Annotated in this window: 24 protein-coding genes; 7 read left to right on the top strand and 17 right to left on the bottom strand. The window is 62.8% G+C overall.

Annotated elements, in window-relative coordinates; genetic code table 11:
* Positions 1-21: 21 nt before the first annotated feature.
* From NVV93_RS12950 to NVV93_RS12965, 4 genes are all read left to right on the top strand, one after another.
* On the top strand, positions 22-1083 hold the full coding sequence (locus NVV93_RS12950) for an SMP-30/gluconolactonase/LRE family protein (protein WP_258251056.1): 1062 nt from the start codon (positions 22-24) through the stop codon (positions 1081-1083).
* Between the two features lie 302 nt (positions 1084-1385).
* Complete coding sequence (locus tag NVV93_RS12955; protein WP_258251057.1) at positions 1386-2240, top strand: sulfurtransferase; 855 nt, start codon at positions 1386-1388, stop codon at positions 2238-2240.
* Positions 2241-2674: 434 nt separating this feature from the next.
* A complete protein-coding gene (locus NVV93_RS12960) occupies positions 2675-3154 on the top strand; it encodes a hypothetical protein (protein ID WP_258251058.1) in 480 nt (159 codons plus the stop codon).
* 161 nt (positions 3155-3315) lie between these two features.
* A complete protein-coding gene (locus NVV93_RS12965) occupies positions 3316-4581 on the top strand; it encodes an OmpP1/FadL family transporter (RefSeq protein ID WP_258251059.1) in 1266 nt (421 codons plus the stop codon).
* A 452-nt stretch (positions 4582-5033) separates the two neighbouring features.
* On the opposite strand, the gene NVV93_RS12970 is transcribed toward NVV93_RS12965, so the two are convergent.
* The 3 genes from NVV93_RS12970 to NVV93_RS12980 are packed head-to-tail and all read right to left on the bottom strand — an operon-like array spanning position 5034 to position 6587.
* Positions 5034-5498, bottom strand: a complete 465-nt coding sequence (locus tag NVV93_RS12970) for an isoprenylcysteine carboxylmethyltransferase family protein (protein WP_258251060.1) — start codon at positions 5496-5498, stop codon at positions 5034-5036.
* A gap of 4 nt (positions 5499-5502) precedes the next feature.
* The gene (locus tag NVV93_RS12975; protein ID WP_258251061.1) at positions 5503-6156 is read right to left on the bottom strand and encodes a thioredoxin domain-containing protein; all 654 of its coding nucleotides are present in this window, start codon (positions 6154-6156) and stop codon (positions 5503-5505) included.
* Complete coding sequence (locus NVV93_RS12980) at positions 6153-6587, bottom strand: disulfide bond formation protein B (RefSeq protein WP_258251062.1); 435 nt, start codon at positions 6585-6587, stop codon at positions 6153-6155. The genes NVV93_RS12975 and NVV93_RS12980 overlap by 4 nt, the downstream gene beginning before the upstream one ends.
* 112 nt (positions 6588-6699) lie before the next feature.
* Here NVV93_RS12980 and NVV93_RS12985 point away from each other — a divergent pair, with 112 nt between their 5' ends.
* A complete protein-coding gene (locus tag NVV93_RS12985; protein WP_258251063.1) occupies positions 6700-7107 on the top strand; it encodes a helix-turn-helix domain-containing protein in 408 nt (135 codons plus the stop codon).
* Between the two features lie 491 nt (positions 7108-7598).
* Positions 7599-8870 (top strand): RidA family protein, encoded by a 1272-nt coding sequence (locus NVV93_RS12990; protein WP_258251064.1) that lies wholly within the window; start codon positions 7599-7601, stop codon positions 8868-8870.
* A 279-nt stretch (positions 8871-9149) separates the two neighbouring features.
* On the opposite strand, the gene NVV93_RS12995 is transcribed toward NVV93_RS12990, so the two are convergent.
* The 5 genes from NVV93_RS12995 to NVV93_RS13015 form a co-directional block, all read right to left on the bottom strand.
* On the bottom strand, positions 9150-10220 hold the full coding sequence (locus NVV93_RS12995) for a lipase secretion chaperone (protein WP_258251065.1): 1071 nt from the start codon (positions 10218-10220) through the stop codon (positions 9150-9152).
* A gap of 238 nt (positions 10221-10458) precedes the next feature.
* Positions 10459-11010: a glutathione peroxidase gene (locus tag NVV93_RS13000; protein ID WP_258251066.1), complete on the bottom strand. Its 552-nt coding sequence runs from the start codon at positions 11008-11010 to the stop codon at positions 10459-10461.
* Positions 11011-11081: 71 nt separating this feature from the next.
* On the bottom strand, positions 11082-11204 hold the full coding sequence (locus NVV93_RS13005; protein WP_258251067.1) for a hypothetical protein: 123 nt from the start codon (positions 11202-11204) through the stop codon (positions 11082-11084).
* Complete coding sequence (locus NVV93_RS13010; protein ID WP_375162887.1) at positions 11201-12409, bottom strand: MFS transporter; 1209 nt, start codon at positions 12407-12409, stop codon at positions 11201-11203. The genes NVV93_RS13005 and NVV93_RS13010 overlap by 4 nt, the downstream gene beginning before the upstream one ends.
* Positions 12410-12452: 43 nt before the next feature.
* On the bottom strand, positions 12453-12866 hold the full coding sequence (locus tag NVV93_RS13015; RefSeq protein ID WP_258251068.1) for a MarR family winged helix-turn-helix transcriptional regulator: 414 nt from the start codon (positions 12864-12866) through the stop codon (positions 12453-12455).
* A 138-nt stretch (positions 12867-13004) separates the two neighbouring features.
* Between NVV93_RS13015 and NVV93_RS13020 the strand changes: the two genes are divergently transcribed.
* Positions 13005-13337 (top strand): four-helix bundle copper-binding protein, encoded by a 333-nt coding sequence (locus NVV93_RS13020; RefSeq protein ID WP_258251069.1) that lies wholly within the window; start codon positions 13005-13007, stop codon positions 13335-13337.
* A gap of 13 nt (positions 13338-13350) precedes the next feature.
* Here the strand turns inward: NVV93_RS13020 and NVV93_RS13025 are convergent, their stop codons facing one another.
* The 9 genes from NVV93_RS13025 to NVV93_RS13065 form a co-directional block, all read right to left on the bottom strand.
* Positions 13351-14088 carry an adenosylcobinamide-GDP ribazoletransferase gene (locus tag NVV93_RS13025; protein WP_258251070.1) on the bottom strand — a complete coding sequence of 246 codons (738 nt, stop codon included), beginning with the start codon at positions 14086-14088 and terminating at the stop codon, positions 13351-13353.
* A gap of 1 nt (position 14089) precedes the next feature.
* Positions 14090-14662: a histidine phosphatase family protein gene (locus NVV93_RS13030; RefSeq protein WP_258251071.1), complete on the bottom strand. Its 573-nt coding sequence runs from the start codon at positions 14660-14662 to the stop codon at positions 14090-14092.
* Positions 14659-15708, bottom strand: a complete 1050-nt coding sequence (gene cobT / locus NVV93_RS13035; protein WP_258251072.1) for a nicotinate-nucleotide--dimethylbenzimidazole phosphoribosyltransferase — start codon at positions 15706-15708, stop codon at positions 14659-14661. Before cobT ends, NVV93_RS13030 begins: the two co-directional genes overlap by 4 nt.
* Positions 15705-16226, bottom strand: a complete 522-nt coding sequence (cobU, locus tag NVV93_RS13040) for a bifunctional adenosylcobinamide kinase/adenosylcobinamide-phosphate guanylyltransferase (protein ID WP_258251073.1) — start codon at positions 16224-16226, stop codon at positions 15705-15707. The genes cobT and cobU overlap by 4 nt, the downstream gene beginning before the upstream one ends.
* Positions 16227-16382: 156 nt before the next feature.
* Positions 16383-17825 carry a cobyric acid synthase gene (locus NVV93_RS13045; protein ID WP_258254362.1) on the bottom strand — a complete coding sequence of 481 codons (1443 nt, stop codon included), beginning with the start codon at positions 17823-17825 and terminating at the stop codon, positions 16383-16385.
* 8 nt (positions 17826-17833) lie between these two features.
* Complete coding sequence (gene cobD, locus NVV93_RS13050) at positions 17834-18895, bottom strand: threonine-phosphate decarboxylase CobD (protein WP_258251074.1); 1062 nt, start codon at positions 18893-18895, stop codon at positions 17834-17836.
* Positions 18888-19814, bottom strand: a complete 927-nt coding sequence (gene cbiB, locus NVV93_RS13055; RefSeq protein ID WP_258251075.1) for an adenosylcobinamide-phosphate synthase CbiB — start codon at positions 19812-19814, stop codon at positions 18888-18890. Before cbiB ends, cobD begins: the two co-directional genes overlap by 8 nt.
* A complete protein-coding gene (gene bluB / locus NVV93_RS13060) occupies positions 19811-20461 on the bottom strand; it encodes a 5,6-dimethylbenzimidazole synthase (RefSeq protein WP_258251076.1) in 651 nt (216 codons plus the stop codon). The genes cbiB and bluB overlap by 4 nt, the downstream gene beginning before the upstream one ends.
* Positions 20458-21753 (bottom strand): cobyrinate a,c-diamide synthase, encoded by a 1296-nt coding sequence (locus NVV93_RS13065; protein WP_258251077.1) that lies wholly within the window; start codon positions 21751-21753, stop codon positions 20458-20460. The genes bluB and NVV93_RS13065 overlap by 4 nt, the downstream gene beginning before the upstream one ends.
* Between the last annotated feature and the right edge of the window lie 25 nt (positions 21754-21778).

Genomic DNA, 21778 nt, shown 5'->3' on the forward strand with positions numbered 1-21778 from the left:
AAATCAGAATAAGGGAATGTCATGAAAAAGCTTTTGGGCCTGATTGCCCTGTTGCTCGTCGCCGTGGCGGCTTACCTCGCCGTCACCCCCAGCCCGATCGACCCGCTGGCCTGGGACGCGCCTCAAGCGCCGAGCATGACCGGCGTACTGGAACCCAACGACACCTTGATGAAGGCCGAGCTGCTCGCCAAGGGTCAGATCCATGGCCCGGAAGATACTGCGGTAGACGCTCAGGGTCGCGTGTATGCCGGCCTGCACGATGGTCGGATCGTGCGCATCAGCACCACTGGCGAGGTGCAAACCTTCGCCGACACGCAAGGCCGGCCGCTGGGCATGGACTTCGACGCGCAAGGCAATCTGATCGTCGCCGATGCGTTCAAAGGTCTGTTACGCATCGATCCGCAAGGCCAGATCAGCGTGCTCAGCCGCGAGGCCGACGGCGTGCCGTTCCGCTTTACCGACGACGTGGATATCGCCAGCGACGGGCGCATCTATTTCTCCGATGCCTCGGCCAAGTTCGAACAACCGGATTACCTGCTCGACCTGCTCGAAGCCCGCCCGCATGGCCGTCTGCTGCGCTTTGACCCGGCGACTGGCAAGACCGACGTGCTAATCAAGGATCTGTACTTCGCCAACGGCGTGGCGCTGTCGGCCCATGAGGATTTCGTCCTGGTCAACGAGACCTACCGCTACCGCATCACCCGCTACTGGCTCAAAGGCGACAAGGCTGGCACCCACGATGTGTTCATCGACAACCTGCCCGGCCTGCCAGACAACCTGCAGGGCGACCGCGCCGGCACGTTCTGGGTAGCCCTGCCGTCGCCGCGCAAGACGGATGCCGATTTCCTCCATCAGCATCCATGGCTCAAGGCGCAGATCGCCAAGCTGCCGCGGGCGATGTGGCCGAAAGCCGCCCGTTATGGTCTGGTGATCGCCGTCAATGAAAACGGTCAGATCATTCGCAGCCTGCACGACACCAGCGGCGAGCATCTGCGCATGGTCACTTCGGCCAAGCCGGTGGGCGACTACCTGTATATCGGCAGTCTGGAAAACGATCGCATTGGCAAGCTGAAGATCCGCTGAGGCTGTTGCTCGCGGCCCTGGCCGCGAGCATTCCGATGGTTCCCACGCTCCAGCGTGGGAACCTGATCCGGGGACGCTCCGCGTCCCGCAGACGCAGAGCGTCTGTAGCGGCATTCCCACGCAGAGCGTGGGGACGATCAACGATCAAATGTAGCCGTTAAGTGTTGCGCACTGCTTTTGTGGGTGGGTTAGCAGGCGAGGCCCGCGGGAATGTCGTAGTGGCCGCGCACGGGGATTGTTTCGTACGAAAAAATTCCGGGGCTATGATGCGCATTGATCCGAAAACGACACTGGAGCTCTTCATGCCACTCGCCCAATTGCTGACTGCAGAGCAGCTGGCCAGCCGCCTCGGACAACCCGACCTGGTCATTCTCGACTGCCGCTTCGCCCTCGACGATGTCGCCTACGGCCAGCGCAGTTACGCCGAAGGCCATATCCCCGGCGCGCACTTCGCCGATCTTGAGCAGGACTTGTCCGGGCCCATCGTCAAAGGCGTAACCGGGCGCCATCCGTTGCCCGAGCCGATCCGGCTGATCGAGCGCCTGCACAGCTGGGGAATCGATAACGCCAGCAGCGTGGTGCTGTATGACGACGGTCCCGCCGCATTTGCCGCCCGCGCCTGGTGGCTGCTGGCCTGGCTGGGCAAGCGTGACGGGGTGTATTTGCTCGATGGAGGTCTGGCCGCCTGGCGCCAAGCCGGCCAGCCGATAACCGCAGAAGCGCCATCGCAACGCCAGGGCGATTTTCACGGGCAAGCCGACCACAGCATGGTGATCAGCGCCAGCCAGTTGCAGCAATGTCTGGATGACCCAGGCCTGACCCTGCTGGATGCGCGCGGATTGCCACGTTTTCGCGGCGAGATCGAACCCATCGATCCTGTCGCCGGGCATATTCCCGGCGCTCGCTGCGCGCCGTTCACCGACAATCTGGGCAGCGACGGGCGCTTTCTGCCTGCGCAGGCCTTGCAGCAACGCTTCAACGAGCTGCTCGAAGACCAGCCAAAGCAAGACCTGGTGGCTTACTGCGGGTCCGGGGTGACGGCCTGTCACAACCTGTTTGCCCTGAGCCTGGCGGGCTTCCCGCTGGCGCCGCTGTACGCCGGCTCATGGAGCGAATGGATCACCGACCCGACGCGGCCGGTGGCAGTGGGCAACTGAAGACGCTGCATGAGTCAGTCGCGGTACCGCCCGGAGCACTGGCGTCCTGCCTGGTCGGCGGGTTACGCCTACGGCTAACCCACCCTACGAATCTGCAAACCCCGGAGGACGGCGGCTGGGCGGCACCGAATAGCCTGGGCTGGCTGCTTTGCGCAGCATTCTGGCTGGGACTTTACGGGCTTTTGGCACTCGGATTGGAACGCCTGATACAGCCGCTACGCCTTGATCCCTGACCCAACTAGCTAGCACTGCCCGCTATATGGCTTATGCCTTAAATCTTCAATTGATTTAAAAACAGTCCTTTACAGCAGAAATGTCTCACTACACTTCAGCATGAGCGGCTAACCCCGCTTCCGGTGGGGCCTTTCCGAGAACTAGCACAAAAAGCTGCCCATGCGCCCTGGCCTCACCGGCACCCTATTCGCAGAGGTTATATGGGTATCGCCGCCAGTGAGCTCCGCCAGCACGTCATCCGCCCTACCCTCCTCTACCTTGGCTGCCATTCAGCCAGTGCCGAAGTACTGCTGCTGGGTGTAGCGGCCAGCCAGTCGTCGCTGGGCAGTGCCTTGGACGACCACCATGGACATGGGCTGTATCGGATAGCCGACGTGCGCCACCAAATGCTCTGGGACAGGCATTTGGCGCTCGACCCCGAACTCGCCAGCCTGGTTCGCGGGCTAGCCAGCCAACATGCTTTTCTTGCCGCGCCGCATCTCGAGTTGACCGTCAACCTGCGTTACGCCACCGCCATTGCCTGGTTGTTGATAGCGGTCGAACAAACGCCCTTGCCGGCGGCCGACGATCTGGTCGGGCTTGCCGGGATCTGGTTGCGGGTGTTTCAGCCCGAAGGCCGGGTGCGGGATTTTCTGCATGCCTGGCGGCATTGCGTCGGTCATTTAAGTCATGCCGCCTGAGCGATTTGAAGCTTCCCACCAAGATTCGACAAACGCGCAAATACGCTGCTAATGCCATCAATTTGCCCGCTTTTGTCCGACAATCGCACTCAAAAGCTCACTGGAAAGACACCTGCAATCCTGCTAGCTTTCGCGCCGCTTTTCTCTCCCTGGAGTTACCGATGAAACAAGCCTGGTTCAAAACCACCCTTGCCCTGACCATAGGCGCGCTCTCTACCCACAGCCTGGCAAGTGGCTATGCCATCAACGAACAAAGCGTCAGCAGCATGGGCACCTCCTTTGCTGGCCGCTCCTCTTCCGCCGAGGACGCCACCACCATCTTCGGCAACCCGGCCGGCATGTCACGCCTCAAGCGCGAACAAGTCAGCGCCGGTGCCGCGATGATCTATGCGAGAACCGATATCGACGATGCACGCGGATCTTTCCGTGGCAGCAACGACGGCGACATGGTGCCGCTCGTCGCCGCGCCGATGGGCTATTACGTCAAGCCGATCGACGATAAGTGGACCTTTGGTATTGGCATGTATGTGCCGTTCGGGCTGGTCACCGACTACGAAAGCGGCTTTCAGGGCCGCTACTTTGGTGACCGTAGCGAAGTGCGGGTCATCACCGTGCAGCCGACTATCAGCTACCGCTTCAACGATCAGTTGTCGGTAGGTTTCGGCCCGACCATCAACCGCGTCGACGGCGAGCTGACTTCCGCCGCCCTGAATCGGGCGACGCTGGGCACCAATGACGGGAAGGTCAAGGTCAAGGGTGACGACACCGCGCTCGGCTACAACGTCGGCGTGCTCTATCAGATCACCGCGCAGACCCGCGCCGGCCTGACCTATCACTCGATGGTCGACTACAAATTGGAAGGCGACACCGAGATCAACGGCTCTGGCTTCGGCCCCTTCAACGGCAGCAAGTACGACGCCTCGCTGAAACTGAAGACCCCGGAGTCGGTGGATTTCTCGGTCACCCACGAGCTGAATGCCGACTGGACCCTCTATGCCGGCAGCACCTGGACTCGCTGGAGCCGCCTGGAAGCGATCGTGGTCGAGAACGAAGGCGTACCCGCTCTGCTGGCTTCGAGCCTGAGCCCAATCCGCGAAGACCAAAACTGGCATGACACCTGGGCCCACGCCATTGGTGTCGCCTACAAGCTGAACCCTCAGTGGACCCTGCGCACCGGTGTGTCGGTCGACCAGTCGCCGACCAACAACGAGGACCGCTCGCCGCGCATTCCGACCAACGACCGCAAGGCCATCAGCTTCGGCGCCGCCTGGAGCCCAAGCGACGAAGTCACGGTCGATGTGGCTTATTCCTATCTGCAAGAGGATGACGCCAAGATCAACGACGTGAGCGCGACTAAGGGTGCCTACAGCTCCACCTTCAAAAACAGCGCTCATGGTCTCGGTGCGCAGCTGACCTACCGCTTCTGATAAACAGTCTGGGCTACCTCGCGCGGCGCAAACATAATAAAAAGCCGCGTGAGATTGGCCCATGGCCACCTTGCTGACTGCCCTTCCCGATCCGCTCGCGTTACTGCTGGTCGACGATCCCGTATCTTTCTCGACAGCCTGACCTTCGCCCTCGCGCCGCTTGCGAATCAACACCGCGCACAACGCCGCTGAAATCGAAGCACGCCTCAAGCACGACGATTTCGACCTCACTCTTCTCGCGACCGACTGCACACGACCCAGGCTGGGTACAAACTCTCGCTGATATCTTCCGCAGAGCTTTAGCAGCTATTGCGCTTGAAATTCACGAGCACACGCCAGATTTGGTCATTGATCGACCAACCTTTGGTGCTCAAAACGTTTTTACCCAGCCTCGACCCAAAGCGCATGCCTGGCACAGGGGCGGTGCGCAGTGAGTTGGAAGGGGCTGATGTTTAGAGCCAACGTCGCACTTGCTCGCAGTATTGATAGAAGTCTGCGCCGAAGAGAGCACTGAGTGCCCGCTCTTCCGGGGCGATCTGAAAGTGGTTCATGTACAGAACGAAGCCCAGTACACCCAGCACTGCCGGCAGCCAGGCGAGGAACACCGCCCAGGCCAGCAGGACGGTGGCGAAACCCAGGTACATCGGGTTTCGCGTGTAGCGGTAGATGCCTGAGCTGACCAACGCAGAGGCCGTCTCCGGCTTCAATGGGTTGACCGTGGTGCGGGCGCGTCGGAAGGACAGTACGCCGGCCAGACAGACACTCACACCCACCAGCAGCACGGCCAGTGCAGCGCCAAGGCGCCACTCGATGGCCAGTTCCAGGTGACCTGGCAGCCGGTGGGCGACGAGCCACATCAACAGGCCGAACAGAGTGGCTACTAGGGGCGGCGGAATGCGGTTCTCTAGCCAGCGCATAGTGTCAGTTCCTGGTCTTGGCGAGTTCGCTACTGACCAGCGCGCGCAGCGGCTCTGGACCGAACTCGTCCAGTGGTCGGCCGTTGACGAAGAAGGTCGGGGTACCGCGAACACCCACGGTCTGGACATCCTGCATATCGGTCTTGAGTACGGCGTCGACTTCCGGCGAGTGCATATCGGCACGTGCCTTGTCGACGTCCAGGCCAACCGAGGCGGCTGCTTCCCAGGCTTTGGCAGCCTTGGGGTCATCGTGCCAGCCCGGCTGAGCGGCGAGCACTGCTTCCAGCACTTGCGGGAAGAGTTCCTGCTTGCGGGACGCCTCCAGCATCCGGGCAACTTCCTCTGAACCCTGGTGGAACAGCACATAGCGCACCACTAGCCGCACATCACTAGGGTTCTCGGCGAGGATCTTTTTCACGATCGGGTAGAAGGCGCGGCAGGCCTCGCAGGACGGGTCGAAGAACTCAACAATGGTCACCGGCGCCTGCGCCGGGCCGAACACTGGCGAATGGAAGCGCACTAGGGCGCTACTGCCTTGCGGGGTGGGCGCCGCCTGCTTCTGGGGCGGCGGGGTGGCACCCTGGTAGAAGAATGCAGCAGCGGCGAAGGCGGCCAGCAGCAGAGCGCTGATGACCAGTACCAAGGTACGGCGGTTCATTGGGTAGTTCTCCGACGGATGATGATAAGCAGGATGGCGATCAGGACGAATACACCCAGCGCCACTAGTGGTAGCGGGATGCCTCCGAGGATGGTCATGTTGGCGTCCGAGCAGGACGGGCCGGTGGCACTGCAAGGCTGGATGCGCTGCGGAATCAGGCCGGCATACAGCAGGCTGTGAGCAAGGGCGAGCAATGCACCGATACCGGCAAGGGGCAGTGCGTAACGCCAGACGTCGAAGTCTGAGCGATAGCAGGCCACGGCCAGGATCACTGCCAGGGGGAACATAAAGGCGCGCTGGAACCAGCACAGTATGCAAGGCGCCTGCCCCATAACCTCGCCAATGAACAGCGCGGCCAGAGTCGAGAACAGCGCAAGCAGCCAGGCCAGGAGCAGCAGCCCCCAGGGACCGCCCGGAGCCTTGGTGGTCATTAGGATTTCCTCACTAAGTGGTTGTTCTCACAGCAGCTGTCCATGATCAGCTCCTCGCTCATTCGATCTCGCCGTTAGAATGAGGGTTATAGCGACTATAAGGTCAAGCCCCATGAACGCGACAACTTTCACCGTGGGTAAACTGGCACGCGCCACTGATACTAAGGCGGTGACAATCCGTTACTACGAGCAGCTCGGCCTGCTGCCGTCGGCGGCGCGCAATGCCTCCGGATACCGCCAGTACACGGAAGAAGAGCGTGATCGCCTGCTGTTCATTCGGCGCAGCCGCGCTTTGGGATTCAGCCTCGACGATATTCGTCAGCTACTGGGGTTTGCTGACCACCGGCAGGCGTCATGCGCTGCGGTGGATGCCAAGGTCGCGGAACAGCTGGATCAAGTCAGATTGCGTATCCGCGATCTGCAAGGCCTTGAGCAGGAGCTTCAACGCCTGCTGTCCTGCTGTCATGGGGGGATGATCGAGGAATGCCGGATCATCGAATCCCTGAGTCAACGGCGCTAAGCGGTGTGTCTCTGCTTTGGGCCGAAAGCAGACTAGCCCAACAGCAAGCAGACGCCTGAGTGCGTACTTCCTCCAGGAGTGGCCGGACATGAGCTCCCGCCCGTCCAACTTCGTGCGCCTGCCTCGGCTCCCCCCACCTCCTGATCCGGCCGGCGGCTCTTCGCCGTAGCTATAGCGCACCAAGCGGCTGATAGAAGCTAAAAGCTCGGCGTTTTCAGACCTGGATTCACGCGCGAGAAAAGCTGACAACCCGCCACGAAACTTGCCGTCGTACCCCAATTCAGCTCGGGAGGGATAGCGCAATGGCGCAGCACGCAGAGACCACTACACTTGCACCTGCTCCATGAAGTAACCCTCGGGCACTTACTAGCCTGCCCCCGCGCGGACTTGATGTCCGTCACCCGGATAAACGGTGGCAACTGTCGATAGCGAAGTGGAATACGTGTTTGCCACACAAACTACGAAGTCTCAGCAAAAAGGGAATTACTATTATGAGTAGATATAACGCAGTATTGGCAAGAAATACGGAAAATGCTCCAAAAAGTATAGGTCCATATTCACAAACTGTAGCTTTCTCTCATTATAATAATCTTTCAGCTCAACTACCTATCGACCCAAAGTCTGGAGAATTGGTAGCTGGCGGTGTAAAAGAGCAGGCTGGACAGTGCTTCAAAAATATCAAGGCAATTGTAGAAAGTATCGACCATATTATGGACGATATTGTTAGAATCACTATATTCCTTAAGAACATCTCAGATATTGACGCTGTAAACGAAGTTTATGCAAAATTCTTCCCGAGTTACGTTCCTGCACTGACGACAGTCGCAGTTACAGCTTTACCCATGAATGCTTTGGTGCAAGTTGAAGCACTTATTTCAAACGGCGAGGGTACAATTCCAGAAGCACCACAGGCAGGCGACCTAATAAAAGCTGCAAGAAACACGGAAAACGCACCAGTAAGCCCTCTATCTACGCAAGCTGTAGCTTTTTCTCATTACAATAACCTTTCAGCTCAATTACCTATCGATCCAAGAACTGGCAAATTGATAGCTGGCGGTGTAAAAGAGCAAACTGGGCAGTGCTTAAAAAACATTAAGGCAATTTTAGAAAGTATCGACGTGCCTTTTGACGATATTGTTAAGATAAATATCTTCCTTAAGAACCTCTCGGATATTGAAGCTGTAAACGAAGTCTATAAAACATTTTTCCCAGATTCGGCTATTGCTAGGGCCGCAGCCTATGTTCCTGCGCGGACAGCAGTTGCAGTTTCAGGTTTGCCTATGGATGCCTTGGTACAAATCGAAGCAGTTGTGTCGCACGGAGATGGCACGCCGCCGCAAGTTGTTGAAGACAGGCATGGAATCGTCATAAAAGCAAACAATACGGGAGGCGCACCCAAAAGCTCTCTATCCACACAAACTGTAGCTTTTTCTCATTACAACCATATCTCAGCTCAATTACCTTTAGACCCAAAAACTGGTGAAGTGGTTAATGGTGGTGTAAAAGAGCAAGCTGGACAGTGCTTAGAAAATATCAAAACAATTGTGGAAAGTGTCAACCACGTTATGGGTGATGTAGTTAAGATAAATATCTTCCTTAAAAATATCGAAGATATTGATGCTGTAGATGAGGTCTACACGACATTCTTTCCAGGCGGTATTCCTGCACGAAGAACAGTGGGGGTATCAGCTTTGCCTAAAAATGCCTTGATCCAAATCGAAGCAGTTGTATCACACGCCGAAGGCACACCCCCCAAAGCGTAATAGGCATTTTTTGCAAATACAGAAGCCATCATGGTTACTTGTTAATGCCGACGGTGAATGCGAAATCGCATATCCCAATTATGAAAAAGAAGCTGAGGATAGTGCTCAGCTTCCTTTTTTCAATAAGTTCGAAGATTACACAAATGGCACATCTAAAAACTGAATCGCCCCCGGTTTTCTAGACGCTGGAACTGTCCAGGTCAGCACGAATGCAATTGAGTGGTCAGTGGCAATGCAATCTGGCGGTCAAGTTCGATGCAATTACGCAGCTATCATCGCTCAGCGTCCTACGCTGGCACTTGCCTCTTTCCTGGCCGCCAGGGCATCGAAGGCCTCCACCCGATACATCTCCTCCTCGGTGAACAGGCGCTCGCGCAGACGCGCGGTTTCGGCACGCAGGTCCTCCGTGTCCAGACCGCTTGCCGCCAACGAGAGCAACTCCTGACGATAACCGGCGTAATGCTGCTGCCAGCTCTGCTCCGAACGCTGCTCATCGATCAGCCGGTCAACCGTTGCGGCGTCATAGTTCTTGCTCAGGAAGCTGCGCATCTCCTCCTCGCTCGCCTCCTGCTGTTGCAGGCGTTCGATCTCTGCCTGCAAGACCTGTTCGTGGGCCTGACGGGCTTCGCTCGCGCGAATGGCGGCGGGCAACTGGGCGTGCAACTCCTCCATGGCGACAGCTTTGGCACTGTCGGATAAATCCTCACGCTGCTCCAGCGCCAAACTGCCCAGGGTGTAGCGCGAATAGGCCTCTTCTTTGGCAAAGAAGGCTTCCACGGCGGCTTCGGACATATATTCACGACGCAGCGCGGCCATGCGCTGGGAAGCGTCCTGCAAGGCCTGCACCTGGGCCTGCGGGTCCAGCTGCAGTTGGGCGCTGAGCGGTTGTTCCGTCAGCGCCAGGCTGGCGCGCTTATAGTCCAGATAATCGCCCAGTAACCGCGAGAACTGGCCGAGCGCCGGCTCGCGCAAGCGGCCATGGGCGTCGTCGATCAAAGCATTGACCGCTTTCTCCAGCCCGACCTCGTCGGCCGCGCGAAGGTAATAATCGATGTAGTCGCGTACCGCGGAATCGACCACCAGATTGCCTTTGCCGTCGGTTTGCAGGCGGCCATCGACATCGGTGCCAGCCCGCGTGGGAACTAAAGGTGGATTGTGCTGCGCCACCGCCACGGGCGCTGGCTCGTTCACTGCGGCAGTGACTGGCGCAGGCTTGTCGGTGCTGGTCACTGGATCTGCCGACGGGAGAGGCGCCGTGGCGGGCGGCCATTGCAGGTAGAGGGTCAAGGCGATGGCACCGGCCGATAAGACCGCAGCGCCCCCCAGCAGATACGACGTTCGTACGGTCATAGCGTCTCCTGGCGACGGGCCGCCAGACGGGCCATCGGGAACCTGTCCCGCATGGCCGGCGCAATGACCCCGCGTGGTATTACACGCCTTTATTCTTCAGACGGTTGGCGTGCTCGCGGTAGAGTGCCACAGGATTTTGCCGAGCCACGAACACCAAACAGGTGGTTGATCGCATCCCCGCGGCTCATGTAGCTGTCACCCAGGTCCGCGAGGCACCTGCCCATCTGCCGAACGCCCTTCAAGGCTGGGACGCAATCGCCTGCTTCACCGCTTCGCGCAAGCTGTCGCTGTCCGGCTTGGTCAGACTGGAGAAGCTGGCGACGACCTTGCCTTGCCGATCGACCACGTATTTATAGAAGTTCCAGCGCGGTTGACCGCTCTGTTCGGCGAGCTGTTTGAACAGCGGAATGGCTTCGGCGCCGGTGACTTTCTGCGGTTCGGTCATGGTGAAGGTCACGCCGTAATTGACGTAGCAGACCTTGGCCGTCTCTTCGGTATTGGCATCTTCCTGCTTGAAGTCGTTGGACGGCACGCCGATCACCTCCAGGCCTTGCGCCTGGTACTCCTTGTACAGCGCTTCGAGGCCCTTGAACTGCGGGGCGAAACCGCAATGGCTGGCGGTATTGACGATCACCAGCGGCTTGCCGGCGAAGCGCTGGCACAGGTCGATATTCTCTTTGGCACGCAACTTGGGCAGCTCGCCCTGCAACAGCGGTGGACACTCACTGGCCCATACGGGGCCGGTCAGCGTGGCGAGCAATAACGTGGCGAACAGCGAACGGATGAGCATGGCGTGGGTCCTGAACCGAGGGGCGTGGAACCACGCTACCCGCACTCGCCATCAGCGGCAATCGACACCGCTCAACAGGTGCCCATGCCCAACTGCATCAACGCCAGCCCGCCCTGCTGCCAACCCCACCAGGCGAGTGCCAGAAGAATCACCGCGACGCTCAACAATGCCGCCCAACCGCCTCTGGCGCTCATGCGATACCTCCCGCGGTTTGCAGCCGAGCGACTGGTTGTTCGTGGACTGGCCAGTTAAGAGCCGCGGCGAGCAGGCTGAGAACGATGGAAATCTGCCAAACCAGATCGTAGCTGCCGGTGTGGTCATACAGATAACCGCCCAACCAGCCGCCGAGAAACGCACCCAGCTGATGGAAGAGAAACACAATGCCGCCCAGCATCGACAGGTTGCGCACGCCGAACAGGGTGGCCACGGTGCCATTGGTCAGCGGCACCGTGGACAACCACAGCAGGCCCATGGCGATCCCAAAGGCATAGGCGCTCCAGACACTCAACGGCAGGCTGATAAACACCACGATCACCACCGCGCGCAGCAGATACAGCGCGGTCAGCAGGCGCGGCTTGGACATCCGCCCACCCAGCCAGCCGGCGATGTAGGTGCCAAAGATGTTGAACAGGCCGACCAGCGCCAACACCGTGGTACCGGTCACCGCCGGCAAATGCTGATCGACCAGATAGGCCGGCAGGTGCACACCGATGAACACCACCTGAAAGCCGCACACGAAAAAGCCCAGCGCCAGCAGCCAGAATCCCGAATGGCCAACCGCCTCGTGCAGCGCCTCACGCAAGGTCTGCTCATGGCCCAGCAACGGCAGCGGACGATCCTTGAGCATGCCGGCCAGCGGCACGATCAACGCCACGAGCAACCCCAGCGCCAGCAAGGCCGACGACCAACCGAGCCAGCCGATCAGGCCCAGCGTGCCCGGCAGCATGGCGAATTGGCCGAACGAGCCGGCGGCGCTGGCGATGCCCATGGCCATGCTGCGCTTCTCTATCGGTACCGCGCGCCCGACTACGCCGAGCAATACCGAGAACGAGGTGCCGGACAGACCGATACCGATCAGCAAGCCGGCGCTCAGCGACAAGGACCACGCCGAGTCGGCAAGGCCCATGAACATCAAGCCCAGCGCATACAGAATGCCGCCGACGATCACCGTCTTGGCCGCGCCGAAACGATCCGCCAAGGCGCCGGCGAAAGGCTGCGCGAGGCCCCAGATCAAGTTTTGCAGGGCGATGGCGAAGGCAAATACCTCGCGCCCCCAGCCGAAATCCACACTCATGGGTGCCAGGAACAGGCCGAAGCCATGGCGAATCCCTAGCGACAGCGCGAGGATCAGCGCCGCGCCCATCAATACCCAACCACTTGTGCGCCACAGCGAGCTCATACCAACAATCCTTTACGGGTAGCCACCCGAATACTTAATGCGATCAATCAACCGCTTCCAAATCATCCAACAAGAGCATCAACGCCTCGCGCTTGGATTCGCCCAGATGCTGAGCCAGCCGGGTCTGTGCCACTTCCCAGGCGCACTGTGCTTGTCTGAAACGCTCCTCGCCCAAGGTCGTCAGCCGTACCACGCGATGACGCTGGTCGGCACCGCCATCCAGCGAGAGTAGACCGTTGCTTTCCAGCACCCGCAGATTGCGGCCCAGGGTGCTGCGATCCAGGCCCATGGCCTCGGCTAGCGCGGAAATGCTCGGCTGATCGAGGCGCTCAAGATGGCGCATCAAGGAATACTGCGCAGCGTTAAGGCCGATCTCGGCAAGCGCATCGTCGTAGAGCTTGGTCACCGTGCGCGAGGCACGGCGCAGCTTGGTGCAGAGGCAATGAGTAGTCAGCATGCGTTGCTGTATATACCCGCAACTTCGACAGGGCAAACCAGCATGACCAATGGCGCCCGCCCGTCCGAACGCGCGAACCCTCCGAATCCCAGCCTGGTCAACCACAGCACTCCCCCCACCGCCTCCCCGGAGGAAGTCATGCACCAGCGCTATCTATCCTGCGTTCAGGCCTGCAGCGCCTGCACCATCGCCTGCGAAAACTGCGCCGCGTCGTGTTTGAAAGAGGCGAACCTGAGCGACATGCTCGACTGCATCCGCCTGGATCGCGACTGCGCGGATATGTGCCGCCTCAGTACGTCGCTGATGGCCCGCGACAGCGCCCTGGTCGACGAAATCTGCCGCCTATGCGCGATTGCCTGCCAAGCCTGCGCCGAGGAATGCGGTAAGCACGCCCACGATCACTGCCGGCAATGCGCAGAAACCTGCCAGCGGTGTGTGGTGGAATGCGAGGCAGTGTCGCGGGCGGCTTAAGCAGTCGATCGCTCTAGATCAGCGCCAGGATCAGCAGCACCAGGCATTCGCTCAGTTCGACCAATGCCCCCGCGGTATCGCCCGTGGTGCCGCCCAGGCGCGTGAGCAAGGCGCGGCGCAAGCCGATCAGCAACAGCCCGGCACCGAGCAGAATGAACACCGCCGGCCAACCGAATAACAGCATCGCCAAGACCTGTGCGCCGACTAGCCAAGGCAACTCTCGGCGCGGCAGGTGTTCCGCCAACGCCTGCCCTAACCCGCCGGCGCGCACATAGGGCGTGCTGAGAAACAGCAGCGGTAACAGGGCGCGCGCTAGCCACGGCGCCAGCAGCAACGCCGGCCATTGGTCGTGCTCAAGCAACACGACCAGCGCCGCGAACTTGAGCAGCAGCAGCAGGACCAGCACCACCACGCCGACTGGCCCGCAATACGGATCCTTCATGATCGCCAGGGTGCGTTGGCGATCGCCCATGCCGCCGACCCAGGCATCGGCCGTATCGGCTAGACCATCGAGGTGCAGCGCGCCGGTTGCCAGCACCCACATCGCCAGCAACAAGGCCGCCTGGAGCAGCGCCGGCGTATCCTTCAGCAGCCAGTGCAGGCCGCACAGCGCACCGCCAAGCAGCAGGCCAACCAGTGGATACCAAAGCAGTGAGCGTCCCAGCTGTTGCGGCTCGGGCATGCCCGGCAAGCGCACCGGTAGACGGGTGAGAAACTGCACGGCGATCAGCAGCGCGAGCGGCAGGCGCATTTCATTCCTCCCGCATACTCAGATCCGCGCCCACCTGCAGACGGAACAACTCACTATTGGCCACCGTCACTTGCATCAGCTGCCCCGGCGCCAACTGGCGCGCGCGGGCCAGCAGCAGACTCATGACTCCGCCGTGGGTGATCAGCAGCACGCGCTGACCGGCGTAGGCCTGCTGCAAACGCGCCACAGCCGCCAGAACCCGCGCCTCGAACTGCCGCAGCGATTCGCCCTGCGGCGGGGTGTAGGCATAGGGATCGTTCCAGAACAGCCCCAGCTCCCGTTCCGCACTGACCATCAGTTCGGCAGCGCTGCGACCTTCCCATTCGCCGAAGTGTAGCTCTTGCAGATCGGCCTCGAGGTGCAACGGCAAACCGCGCTGGGTCGCCAGCTCCGTAGCGAATGCGGCGCAGCGTTGCAGCGGCGAGCTGACCAGCGCATCCCAACCTGACTGCTGGGCAACGGCCTGGCGCATCTGCGCCCAGCCCACCTCGGTCAGGGCATCGTCGAGACTGCCGCGAAAGCGACCGCTAAGGGTGGTTTCGCCATGGCGCAACATGTCCAGGCACAGGTTCATAGCGGACGCTGCGCCACCGCCGCTTCCGCGAAGGTGGCCATCTCGTTGTGCAACCGGCAGGCCAGTTGCAGTAAGGGCACCGCCAACGCCGCGCCGCTGCCTTCGCCCAGACGCAGATCGAGTTCCAGTAACGGTTCGGCCTCCAGCGCCGCGAGCACGTGACGATGACCCGGCTCGGCACCGCGATGGGCGAACAACAGCCAATCGCCGCAGGCGGGGTTGAGGCGCACCGCGCACAGCGCCGCCGCCGTGCAGATAAAGCCATCCACCAGCGCCGGGATACCGTGCTGCGCACACGCCAGATATGCGCCAGCCAAGGCGGCGAGCTCAAAGCCACCCAGGCAGCGCAGGATCGCCAATGGATCGCCGGACTGATCGGCGTGCAGCGCTAGCGCCCGCTCGATCACCTCGGTTTTGTGCTGCACTCCTTGCGCATCCAGACCGGTGCCCGGGCCGACCAGCTCATCCACCGGGCAACCCAGCAGCGCACACGCCAAGGCGCTGGCGGCCGAGGTGTTGCCGATGCCCATTTCGCCGCCGATGAATAGCTCGGCGCTGGCCTCGGCGGCCCGCTCGACGCAATCGCGTCCGGCCGCCAGGGCCTTGTCCAACTGGATGGTGCTGAGTGCCGGCTCGCGGGTGAAATTGGCGCTGCCGGGGCCGAGGCGCAAATGCCGCACACCGGGCAGTTCCAGGGTCAGGTCGACAGTGCCCAGGTCGATGACCTCCAGCGTCGCGCCGAGCTGCCGCGCCAGCACGCTGATGGCCGCGCCGCCCGCGACGAAATTACCCAGCATCTGCCCGGTTACCGCCTGTGGAAAAGCCGACACGCCCTCCTCGACCACGCCGTGATCCCCGGCGAAGACGGCAATCCACACCCGCTCCACGCTTGGCCGTTCGCGCCCCTGCATCGCGGCGAGATCGACCGCCAGCCGCTCCAGCCGGCCTAGCGAGCCAGGCGGCTTGGTCAACTGCTGCTGACGCGCCAGGGCCCGCTCGCGTATTGCGCCATTCAGCGGACGCACCGGTTGTTGCCACCAGCTCATAGCGGTTCGCCCTTGAGAATCATGGGGAGGCCAGCGACGGTGAACACCACCCGCTGACAGCGCTCGGCCAGGGCCTGATGCAGCCAGCCGGCCTCGTCGACATAACGGCGACTCAATTCACCCAGCGGCACCACCCCCAGACCGGTTTCGTTGCTGACCAGAATGAGCCGGCCGGGCAATTCGCCGAGGATTTGCAGCAGCGCCTGGCGCTCGCCTTGCAGTCGCTCCTGGTCGTTCAGCATCAGCAGGTTGGTCAACCACAGCGTCAGGCAATCGACCAGCAGGCAGGTGTCGGCAGCCGCCTGTTCGCGCAGGACGCGAGCCAATTCGAGTGGTTCCTCGACCAGCGTCCAGGCGGCCGGGCGGCGGTCGCGGTGCGCGGCAACCCGCTCGGCCATCTCCAGGTCGAGCGGCTGACTGGTGGCGATATAGGTGACCGCCAGCCCGGATTCGGTGGCCAGCTTCTCCGCCAGCCGGCTCTTGCCGGAGCGGGCGCCGCCGAGGATCAGTTCACGCATGCATTACCTCAGTCTTCATCACTCGAATCCACCTTCGCCTTGCGGGTTGCACCCGCCCTACCGCACTTGGTAGGAGCGAATTCATTCGCGATGGCGATCTATCGGGTAGCGCTGGATCGCGAATGAACTCGCTCCTACAGCGTCCCCACCCTACGTTCATGGCAAACCGCATAACGCCCGCAACCGCGCCACATCCAAGTTCGCCTCGACCATATCGGCCAACCGCTCGATGTCGCGCTCGCGCAGGGCGTGGTAATCCACGGCCTGCACCTCGCGCAGGCCGGCCCAGCGCAGCAGCGCGGCGCAGGCCGGCGGCGATTCAAATAGGCCGTGCAGGTAGGTGGCGGCGATCTGCCCGTCCGCGCTGATGGCGCCGTCCTGACGGCCATCGGCCAATTGCACAGCAGGACGCTCTAACGCCGCCCCACTGCTGACCCCGGCGTGGATCTCATAGCCGCTGACCGGCGCCTGTTCCAGACACAGTTGGCCGGCAACGTTGCGCAACTGTTTCTCCGCCTCCAGCACGGTCTCCAACTCCAGCAGGCCGAGGCCGGGGCTGGAGCCGGCGGCGCCCTCCAGGCCCAGCGGGTCGTGCAGGTGGCGACCGAGCATCTGCAAGCCGCCACAAATCCCCAGCAGCTTGCCGCCGTAGCGCAAATGCCGCTGAATCGCTGGCTCCCAGCCCTGCTCGCGGAGAAACGCCAGATCGGCGCGCACGCTTTTCGAGCCGGGCAGAATCAGCAGATCGGCTGGCGGGATCGGCTGGCCGGGGCCGACGAACTGCAAATCCACCTGTGGATGCAGGCGCAGCGGGTCGAAGTCGGTGTGATTGCTGATGCGCGGCAGCACCGGCACCACCACCTTGAGCACCCGTTCGGCCTTGGCAGCTTGGCGCTGATCGATGGCGTCCTCGGCCTCCAGGTGGAAATCCATCAGGTACGGCAGCACGCCGAGCGCCGGCTTGCCGGTGCGCGCCTCCAACCAGTCGAGGCCGGGCTGCAGCAGGCCGAGGTCGCCGCGGAAGCGGTTGATGACGAAGCCCTGGACACGCGCCTGCTCGCTGGGCGAGAGCAGCTCCAAAGTACCGACCAGATGGGCGAACACCCCGCCGCGGTCGATATCGGCGATGAGGATCACCGGACAGTCGACCGCCTCGGCGAAGCCCATGTTGGCGATGTCGCCAGCGCGCAGATTGATCTCCGCCGGCGAGCCCGCCCCTTCGACCATCACCACCGTATGCTGCGCGGCCAGGCGTGCGTGCGAGGCCAGCACCGCCTGCATCGCCACCTGTTTGTAGTCGTGGTAGGCCGCCGCCTCCATGCTACTGATAGCGCGGCCGTGGATGATCACTTGGGCGCCGGTGTCGCTGTTGGGCTTGAGCAGCACCGGGTTCATGTCGCTGTGCGGCGCCAGCCCGGCGGCTTGGGCCTGCACCGCCTGGGCGCGGCCGATTTCGCCGCCGTCGGCAGTCACCGCGCTATTGAGCGCCATGTTCTGCGGCTTGAACGGCACCACATCGACACCCTGGCGCTTGAGCCAACGGCACAGGGCGACCACCAAGGTGCTTTTGCCGGCGTCGGAGGTGGTGCCTTGCACCATAAGTGTGGTCAATGCTCGGACTCGTCTGTAGGAGCGGATTCATCCGCGATGGTCGGTATCGCCTGCGGCTGCGGATCGCGAATGAATTCGCTCCTACCGAAGTCCGCAAGCGCCTGTTCCAGCCGCTGCCAGTCCGATTCGCCCTTCGGCAGGCCAAAGCGCAGAGCGATTGGCTGCGTGAACAAACGCACGAGAATGCCACGCCGAGCGAGGAAATCGTGGAGCTGCGCGGCGCGCGGGTCGACCCGGTACTGGAACAGCGCACAGCCGCCCTGCGGCGCCCAGCCTTGCCCGACCAGTAACTCGGCCAGCCGCGCGCACGCCGCCTCGGCGCGCTGGCGCTGGGCGAGCTGGGCGCCGCGATCGCGCAGGCAAGCCTGCCCCACGGCGCGGGTCGGCCCGCTGATCGCCCACGGACCGAGCTGCTCGGCCAACGCCGCCAGCAGTTTCGCGTCTGCCAGCACGAAACCCAGACGCGCGCCGGCCAGGCCGAAGAATTTGCCAAACGAGCGCAACACGATCAGCCCCTCGCCCGCGCTGGCTGCCAGGCTGAGTGCCGAGGTGCAGTCGATGAAGGCCTCATCGACCACCAGCCAGCCGCCGTGGCGAGCCAATCGGGCGTGCCAGTCGAGCAGCAGAGCCTGATCGAAGCGCTGGCCGGTGGGATTGTTGGGATTGACCAGCACCAGCACGTCGAGACGCGGCAGGGCCTCTTCGAGCCCATCCGCGGCGAGTTCAATCACTTCGTGTCCGGCCTTGCGCCAGGCCTCGGCATGCTCGGCGTAACAGGGCGCCAGCACGCCAACCCGCCCGCTCGGGCGCAAACGTGGCAGCAGCTGGATGGCCGCTTGCGAGCCCGGCACCGCGAGCAATTGCTCGACGCCGTAGTAGCTGCACGCGGCGGCATCCAGGCCATCGTCGACTTCCGGCAAACGTGCCCAGGTCTGCGTGGCAAGCGCTGGCAGATCGAACGGCCAAGGCGCGATGCCAGTGGACAGGTCGAGCCAGTCCGCCTCGGCGATGCCGTACTGGCGCGCAGCCGCCTTCAGCCGTCCACCATGTTCAAGCATGCAGATAACTCCCCAGCGCCAGCACCAGCAGCCACAACCAAACGCCGCGCTGGACCAGTTGCAGCGCCAGCTCGATATGCCGCGCAGCGGCCGGATCGCCTTCGCCCAACGCTGGGCGGTTGTGCAGCTCGCCGTGATAGACCGCCGCACCGCCCAGGCTGACACCCAGCGCACCCGCGCCGGCGGCCATCACCGGCCCGGCGTTGGGGCTGTCCCAGTGCGGCGCTTGCGTGCCCCAGCAGCGCAGCGCGCGAGCCGTCTGGCCGAGCAGCGCATAGGTCAGCGCCACCAAGCGCGCCGGCACATAGTTGAGCCCGTCGTCGATGCGCGCGGCGGCCCAGCCGAAACGCTCGAACCGTGCATTGCGATAGCCCCACATGGCATCCAGCGTATTGCTCAGCCGATACAGCACCACGCCTGGCGCGCCAAGCACGGCAAACCAGAACAGCGCGGCGAACACCGCATCGCTGCCGTTCTCCAGCACCGACTCGGTGGCCGCGCGGGCGACACCAGCCTCATCCAGTTCACCCGTCTGCCGGCTGACCATGAAACCGACGCGCCGACGGGCTTCGAGCAGATCGCCCGAGCGTAGGGCCTGGGCAACCGGCAGCGCGTGCTCGCCCAAACTGCGCAACCCGAGGGCGGCGTACAACGCCAACACCTCGACCAGCCAGCCAATGGGTGGCTGACGGCTGAGCAGCCAGACCAGCAAAGTCAGCGGCAGCACCGCCAGCAACCAGGCCATCAGCCCGTGGCTGCGCCAGCCCATCGCGCCGGCGCCGTCGTCGTAGGGACGGTTCAGCCGCTGCTCCAGCGCCCCGGCCAACCGGCCGAACGCCACCAGCGGATGCCAGCGTCTGGGTTCACCGCACAGGGCATCCAGTGCCACGCCCGCCAGACTGAGCAGTGCCACACTCATCGTGATTCTCCCCAACGGTTCTCGAACAACAACTCGTGCAACGGCCGCGGGGCAGCCCAACCTTGCGTCTGCAACATCGGCTCGCGGTAAAACCTGGTCACCGGACCGAGGCACAGCACCGCCTGGGCCTTGGCGCCGGGCGGCAGACCAAGCAATTCGCCCAGCGCCTGTGGCTCGAACAGCGACACCCAGCCGAGGCCCAGGCCTTCGGCGCGCGCGCTCAGCCAGAGGTTCTGGATGGCGCAGGCCAGCGAGGCCAGATCCATCTCCGGCAAGGTGCGGCGGCCGAACACATGCCGCTCGCGATCATCCATCAGCGCCGCTACCAGCAGTTCGGCGCAGTCACGTATGCCTTCGACCTTCAAGCGCATGAACTCATCGGCGCGCTCGTTCAGCGCCTCGGCGGTGCGCAGTCGTTCAGCCTCCACCAGACCATGAATGGCCTCGCGCAGCGGCGCTGCGGTGATCCGGATAAACCGCCAGGGCTGCATCAGGCCGACGCTCGGCGCCTGGTGCGCGGCCTCCAGCAAGCGCGCCAGCAGCTTCGGCGCGACTGTGCCGCCGCTGAAGTGACGCATGTCGCGGCGCTCGGCGATGGCGCGATAGACCGCCGCGCGCTCGGCCGCGCTGAAGGCGTGCTCGCTCATGGGCGAAATAACCCCGCAGCAGCCACGGGGTTGGACGGCAGGTACAGATGGATATAGGAGGCGCTCAACCGACCCAGGCGATACACCGCCTCGGCGGTGCGCCGGTAGTTCGGGCACTCGCCGCGGGCAATCGGTTCGAGCGCGCAGTCCAACAGCGAGTGGTGGTAGGTATGGCCACGCAACCGGCCTTCCGGTAGCTCGACTTCTTGCAAGGCCAACGCCGCTAGGCGCGGTTGCATAGTCGCCGCGCCCGGCAGCAGACCCAGCATGGCGCCGCTCTGACCCTGCTGGTCAGTCAGTTTGTCGAGGAGGTAGAGCATGCCACCACACTCGGCATGGATCGGCTTGCCGGCGGTATGGTGCGCCTGAATCGCCGCGCGCATCGGCGTGTTGCCCGCCAGCTGCGCCAGGTGAAGTTCGGGATAGCCGCCGGGCAGGTAGAGGCTGTCCACTTCCGGCAACGCCTGGTCGCTGAGCGGCGAGAAGAATTTCAGCTCGGCACCCAGTGCACGCAACAGATCGAGATTGGCCTGATACACAAAGGCAAATGCCGCGTCACGGGCCACGCCGATGCGCACGCCGGCCAGCAGCGGTGGCAGCACGGCTGGCGGCGCTGCGGCAAAGGCGACTGGCGGTGGCAGGCTGCCGTCCGCACTGGCGGCCAGAGCGTCGGCGGCAGCATCCAGACGCGCATCGAGATCGGCCAATTCCTCGGCCTGCACCAGCCCCAGATGACGGCTCGGTAGCTCGGCAGCAGCACTGCGCGGCAAGGCCCCGAACCAACGCAGCGCGGGCGGCAACGAATCGCGCAGAATCTCACCATGCCGCGAGCTGCCGACCTTGTTGCCAAGCACCCCGGCGAACGGCAGATCCGCCTGAAAACTGGCCAACCCATGCGCCATGGCACCGAAGGTCTGGGCCATGCCCGAGCCGTCGATCACCGCCAGCACCGGTACACCGAAGTGCCGGGCCAGGTCGGCTGCCGAGGGGGTGCCGTCAAACAAGCCCATCACCCCTTCGATCAGGATCAGATCGGCCTCGCCCGCCGCCTCCCAGAGCAGACGCCGGCTCTCATCCGCGCCGACCATCCACAGGTCGAGCTGGTATACCGGCTGGCCGCTGGCGCGGGCGAGGATCATCGGGTCGAGGAAGTCCGGCCCGCACTTGAACACCCGCACCCGCCGCCCTTGGCGCGCATGCAGACGGGCCAGGGCAGCGGTGACCGTGGTTTTGCCCTGCCCAGAGGCCGGTGCGGCGATCAGCAGTGCGGGGCAGCTGCGTGGACCGCTCATCGAACGCTGGCCCGTAGGAGCGAAT

The sequence above is a fragment of the Pseudomonas sp. LS44 genome, from assembly GCF_024730785.1.
Classification (GTDB): Bacteria; Pseudomonadota; Gammaproteobacteria; order Pseudomonadales; family Pseudomonadaceae; genus Aquipseudomonas.

Bases quoted from the DNA above. Each gene is read 5' to 3' on its own strand.
- NVV93_RS12955 (WP_258251057.1), top strand. From the start codon at position 1,386: ATGCCACTCGCCCAATTGCTGACTGCAGAGCAGCTGGCCAGCCGCCTC.
- cobU (WP_258251073.1), bottom strand. From the start codon at position 16,226: ATGCGTGAACTGATCCTCGGCGGCGCCCGCTCCGGCAAGAGCCGGCTG.
- NVV93_RS13020 (WP_258251069.1), top strand. From the start codon at position 13,005: ATGCACCAGCGCTATCTATCCTGCGTTCAGGCCTGCAGCGCCTGCACC.
- NVV93_RS12960 (WP_258251058.1), top strand. From the start codon at position 2,675: ATGGGTATCGCCGCCAGTGAGCTCCGCCAGCACGTCATCCGCCCTACC.
- NVV93_RS12985 (WP_258251063.1), top strand. From the start codon at position 6,700: ATGAACGCGACAACTTTCACCGTGGGTAAACTGGCACGCGCCACTGAT.
- cbiB (WP_258251075.1), bottom strand. From the start codon at position 19,814: ATGAGTGTGGCACTGCTCAGTCTGGCGGGCGTGGCACTGGATGCCCTG.
- NVV93_RS12995 (WP_258251065.1), bottom strand. From the start codon at position 10,220: ATGACCGTACGAACGTCGTATCTGCTGGGGGGCGCTGCGGTCTTATCG.
- bluB (WP_258251076.1), bottom strand. From the start codon at position 20,461: ATGAGCGAGCACGCCTTCAGCGCGGCCGAGCGCGCGGCGGTCTATCGC.
- NVV93_RS12950 (WP_258251056.1), top strand. From the start codon at position 22: ATGAAAAAGCTTTTGGGCCTGATTGCCCTGTTGCTCGTCGCCGTGGCG.
- NVV93_RS12970 (WP_258251060.1), bottom strand. From the start codon at position 5,498: ATGCGCTGGCTAGAGAACCGCATTCCGCCGCCCCTAGTAGCCACTCTG.
- NVV93_RS13025 (WP_258251070.1), bottom strand. From the start codon at position 14,088: ATGCGCCTGCCGCTCGCGCTGCTGATCGCCGTGCAGTTTCTCACCCGT.
- NVV93_RS13065 (WP_258251077.1), bottom strand. From the start codon at position 21,753: ATGAGCGGTCCACGCAGCTGCCCCGCACTGCTGATCGCCGCACCGGCC.
- cobT (WP_258251072.1), bottom strand. From the start codon at position 15,708: ATGAGCTGGTGGCAACAACCGGTGCGTCCGCTGAATGGCGCAATACGC.
- NVV93_RS13030 (WP_258251071.1), bottom strand. From the start codon at position 14,662: ATGAACCTGTGCCTGGACATGTTGCGCCATGGCGAAACCACCCTTAGC.
- NVV93_RS12990 (WP_258251064.1), top strand. From the start codon at position 7,599: ATGAGTAGATATAACGCAGTATTGGCAAGAAATACGGAAAATGCTCCA.
- NVV93_RS12975 (WP_258251061.1), bottom strand. From the start codon at position 6,156: ATGAACCGCCGTACCTTGGTACTGGTCATCAGCGCTCTGCTGCTGGCC.
- NVV93_RS13005 (WP_258251067.1), bottom strand. From the start codon at position 11,204: ATGAGCGCCAGAGGCGGTTGGGCGGCATTGTTGAGCGTCGCGGTGATT.
- NVV93_RS13045 (WP_258254362.1), bottom strand. From the start codon at position 17,825: ATGGTGCAAGGCACCACCTCCGACGCCGGCAAAAGCACCTTGGTGGTC.
- NVV93_RS12980 (WP_258251062.1), bottom strand. From the start codon at position 6,587: ATGACCACCAAGGCTCCGGGCGGTCCCTGGGGGCTGCTGCTCCTGGCC.
- NVV93_RS13000 (WP_258251066.1), bottom strand. From the start codon at position 11,010: ATGCTCATCCGTTCGCTGTTCGCCACGTTATTGCTCGCCACGCTGACC.
- NVV93_RS13010 (WP_375162887.1), bottom strand. From the start codon at position 12,409: ATGAGCTCGCTGTGGCGCACAAGTGGTTGGGTATTGATGGGCGCGGCG.
- NVV93_RS13015 (WP_258251068.1), bottom strand. From the start codon at position 12,866: ATGCTGACTACTCATTGCCTCTGCACCAAGCTGCGCCGTGCCTCGCGC.
- NVV93_RS12965 (WP_258251059.1), top strand. From the start codon at position 3,316: ATGAAACAAGCCTGGTTCAAAACCACCCTTGCCCTGACCATAGGCGCG.
- cobD (WP_258251074.1), bottom strand. From the start codon at position 18,895: ATGCTTGAACATGGTGGACGGCTGAAGGCGGCTGCGCGCCAGTACGGC.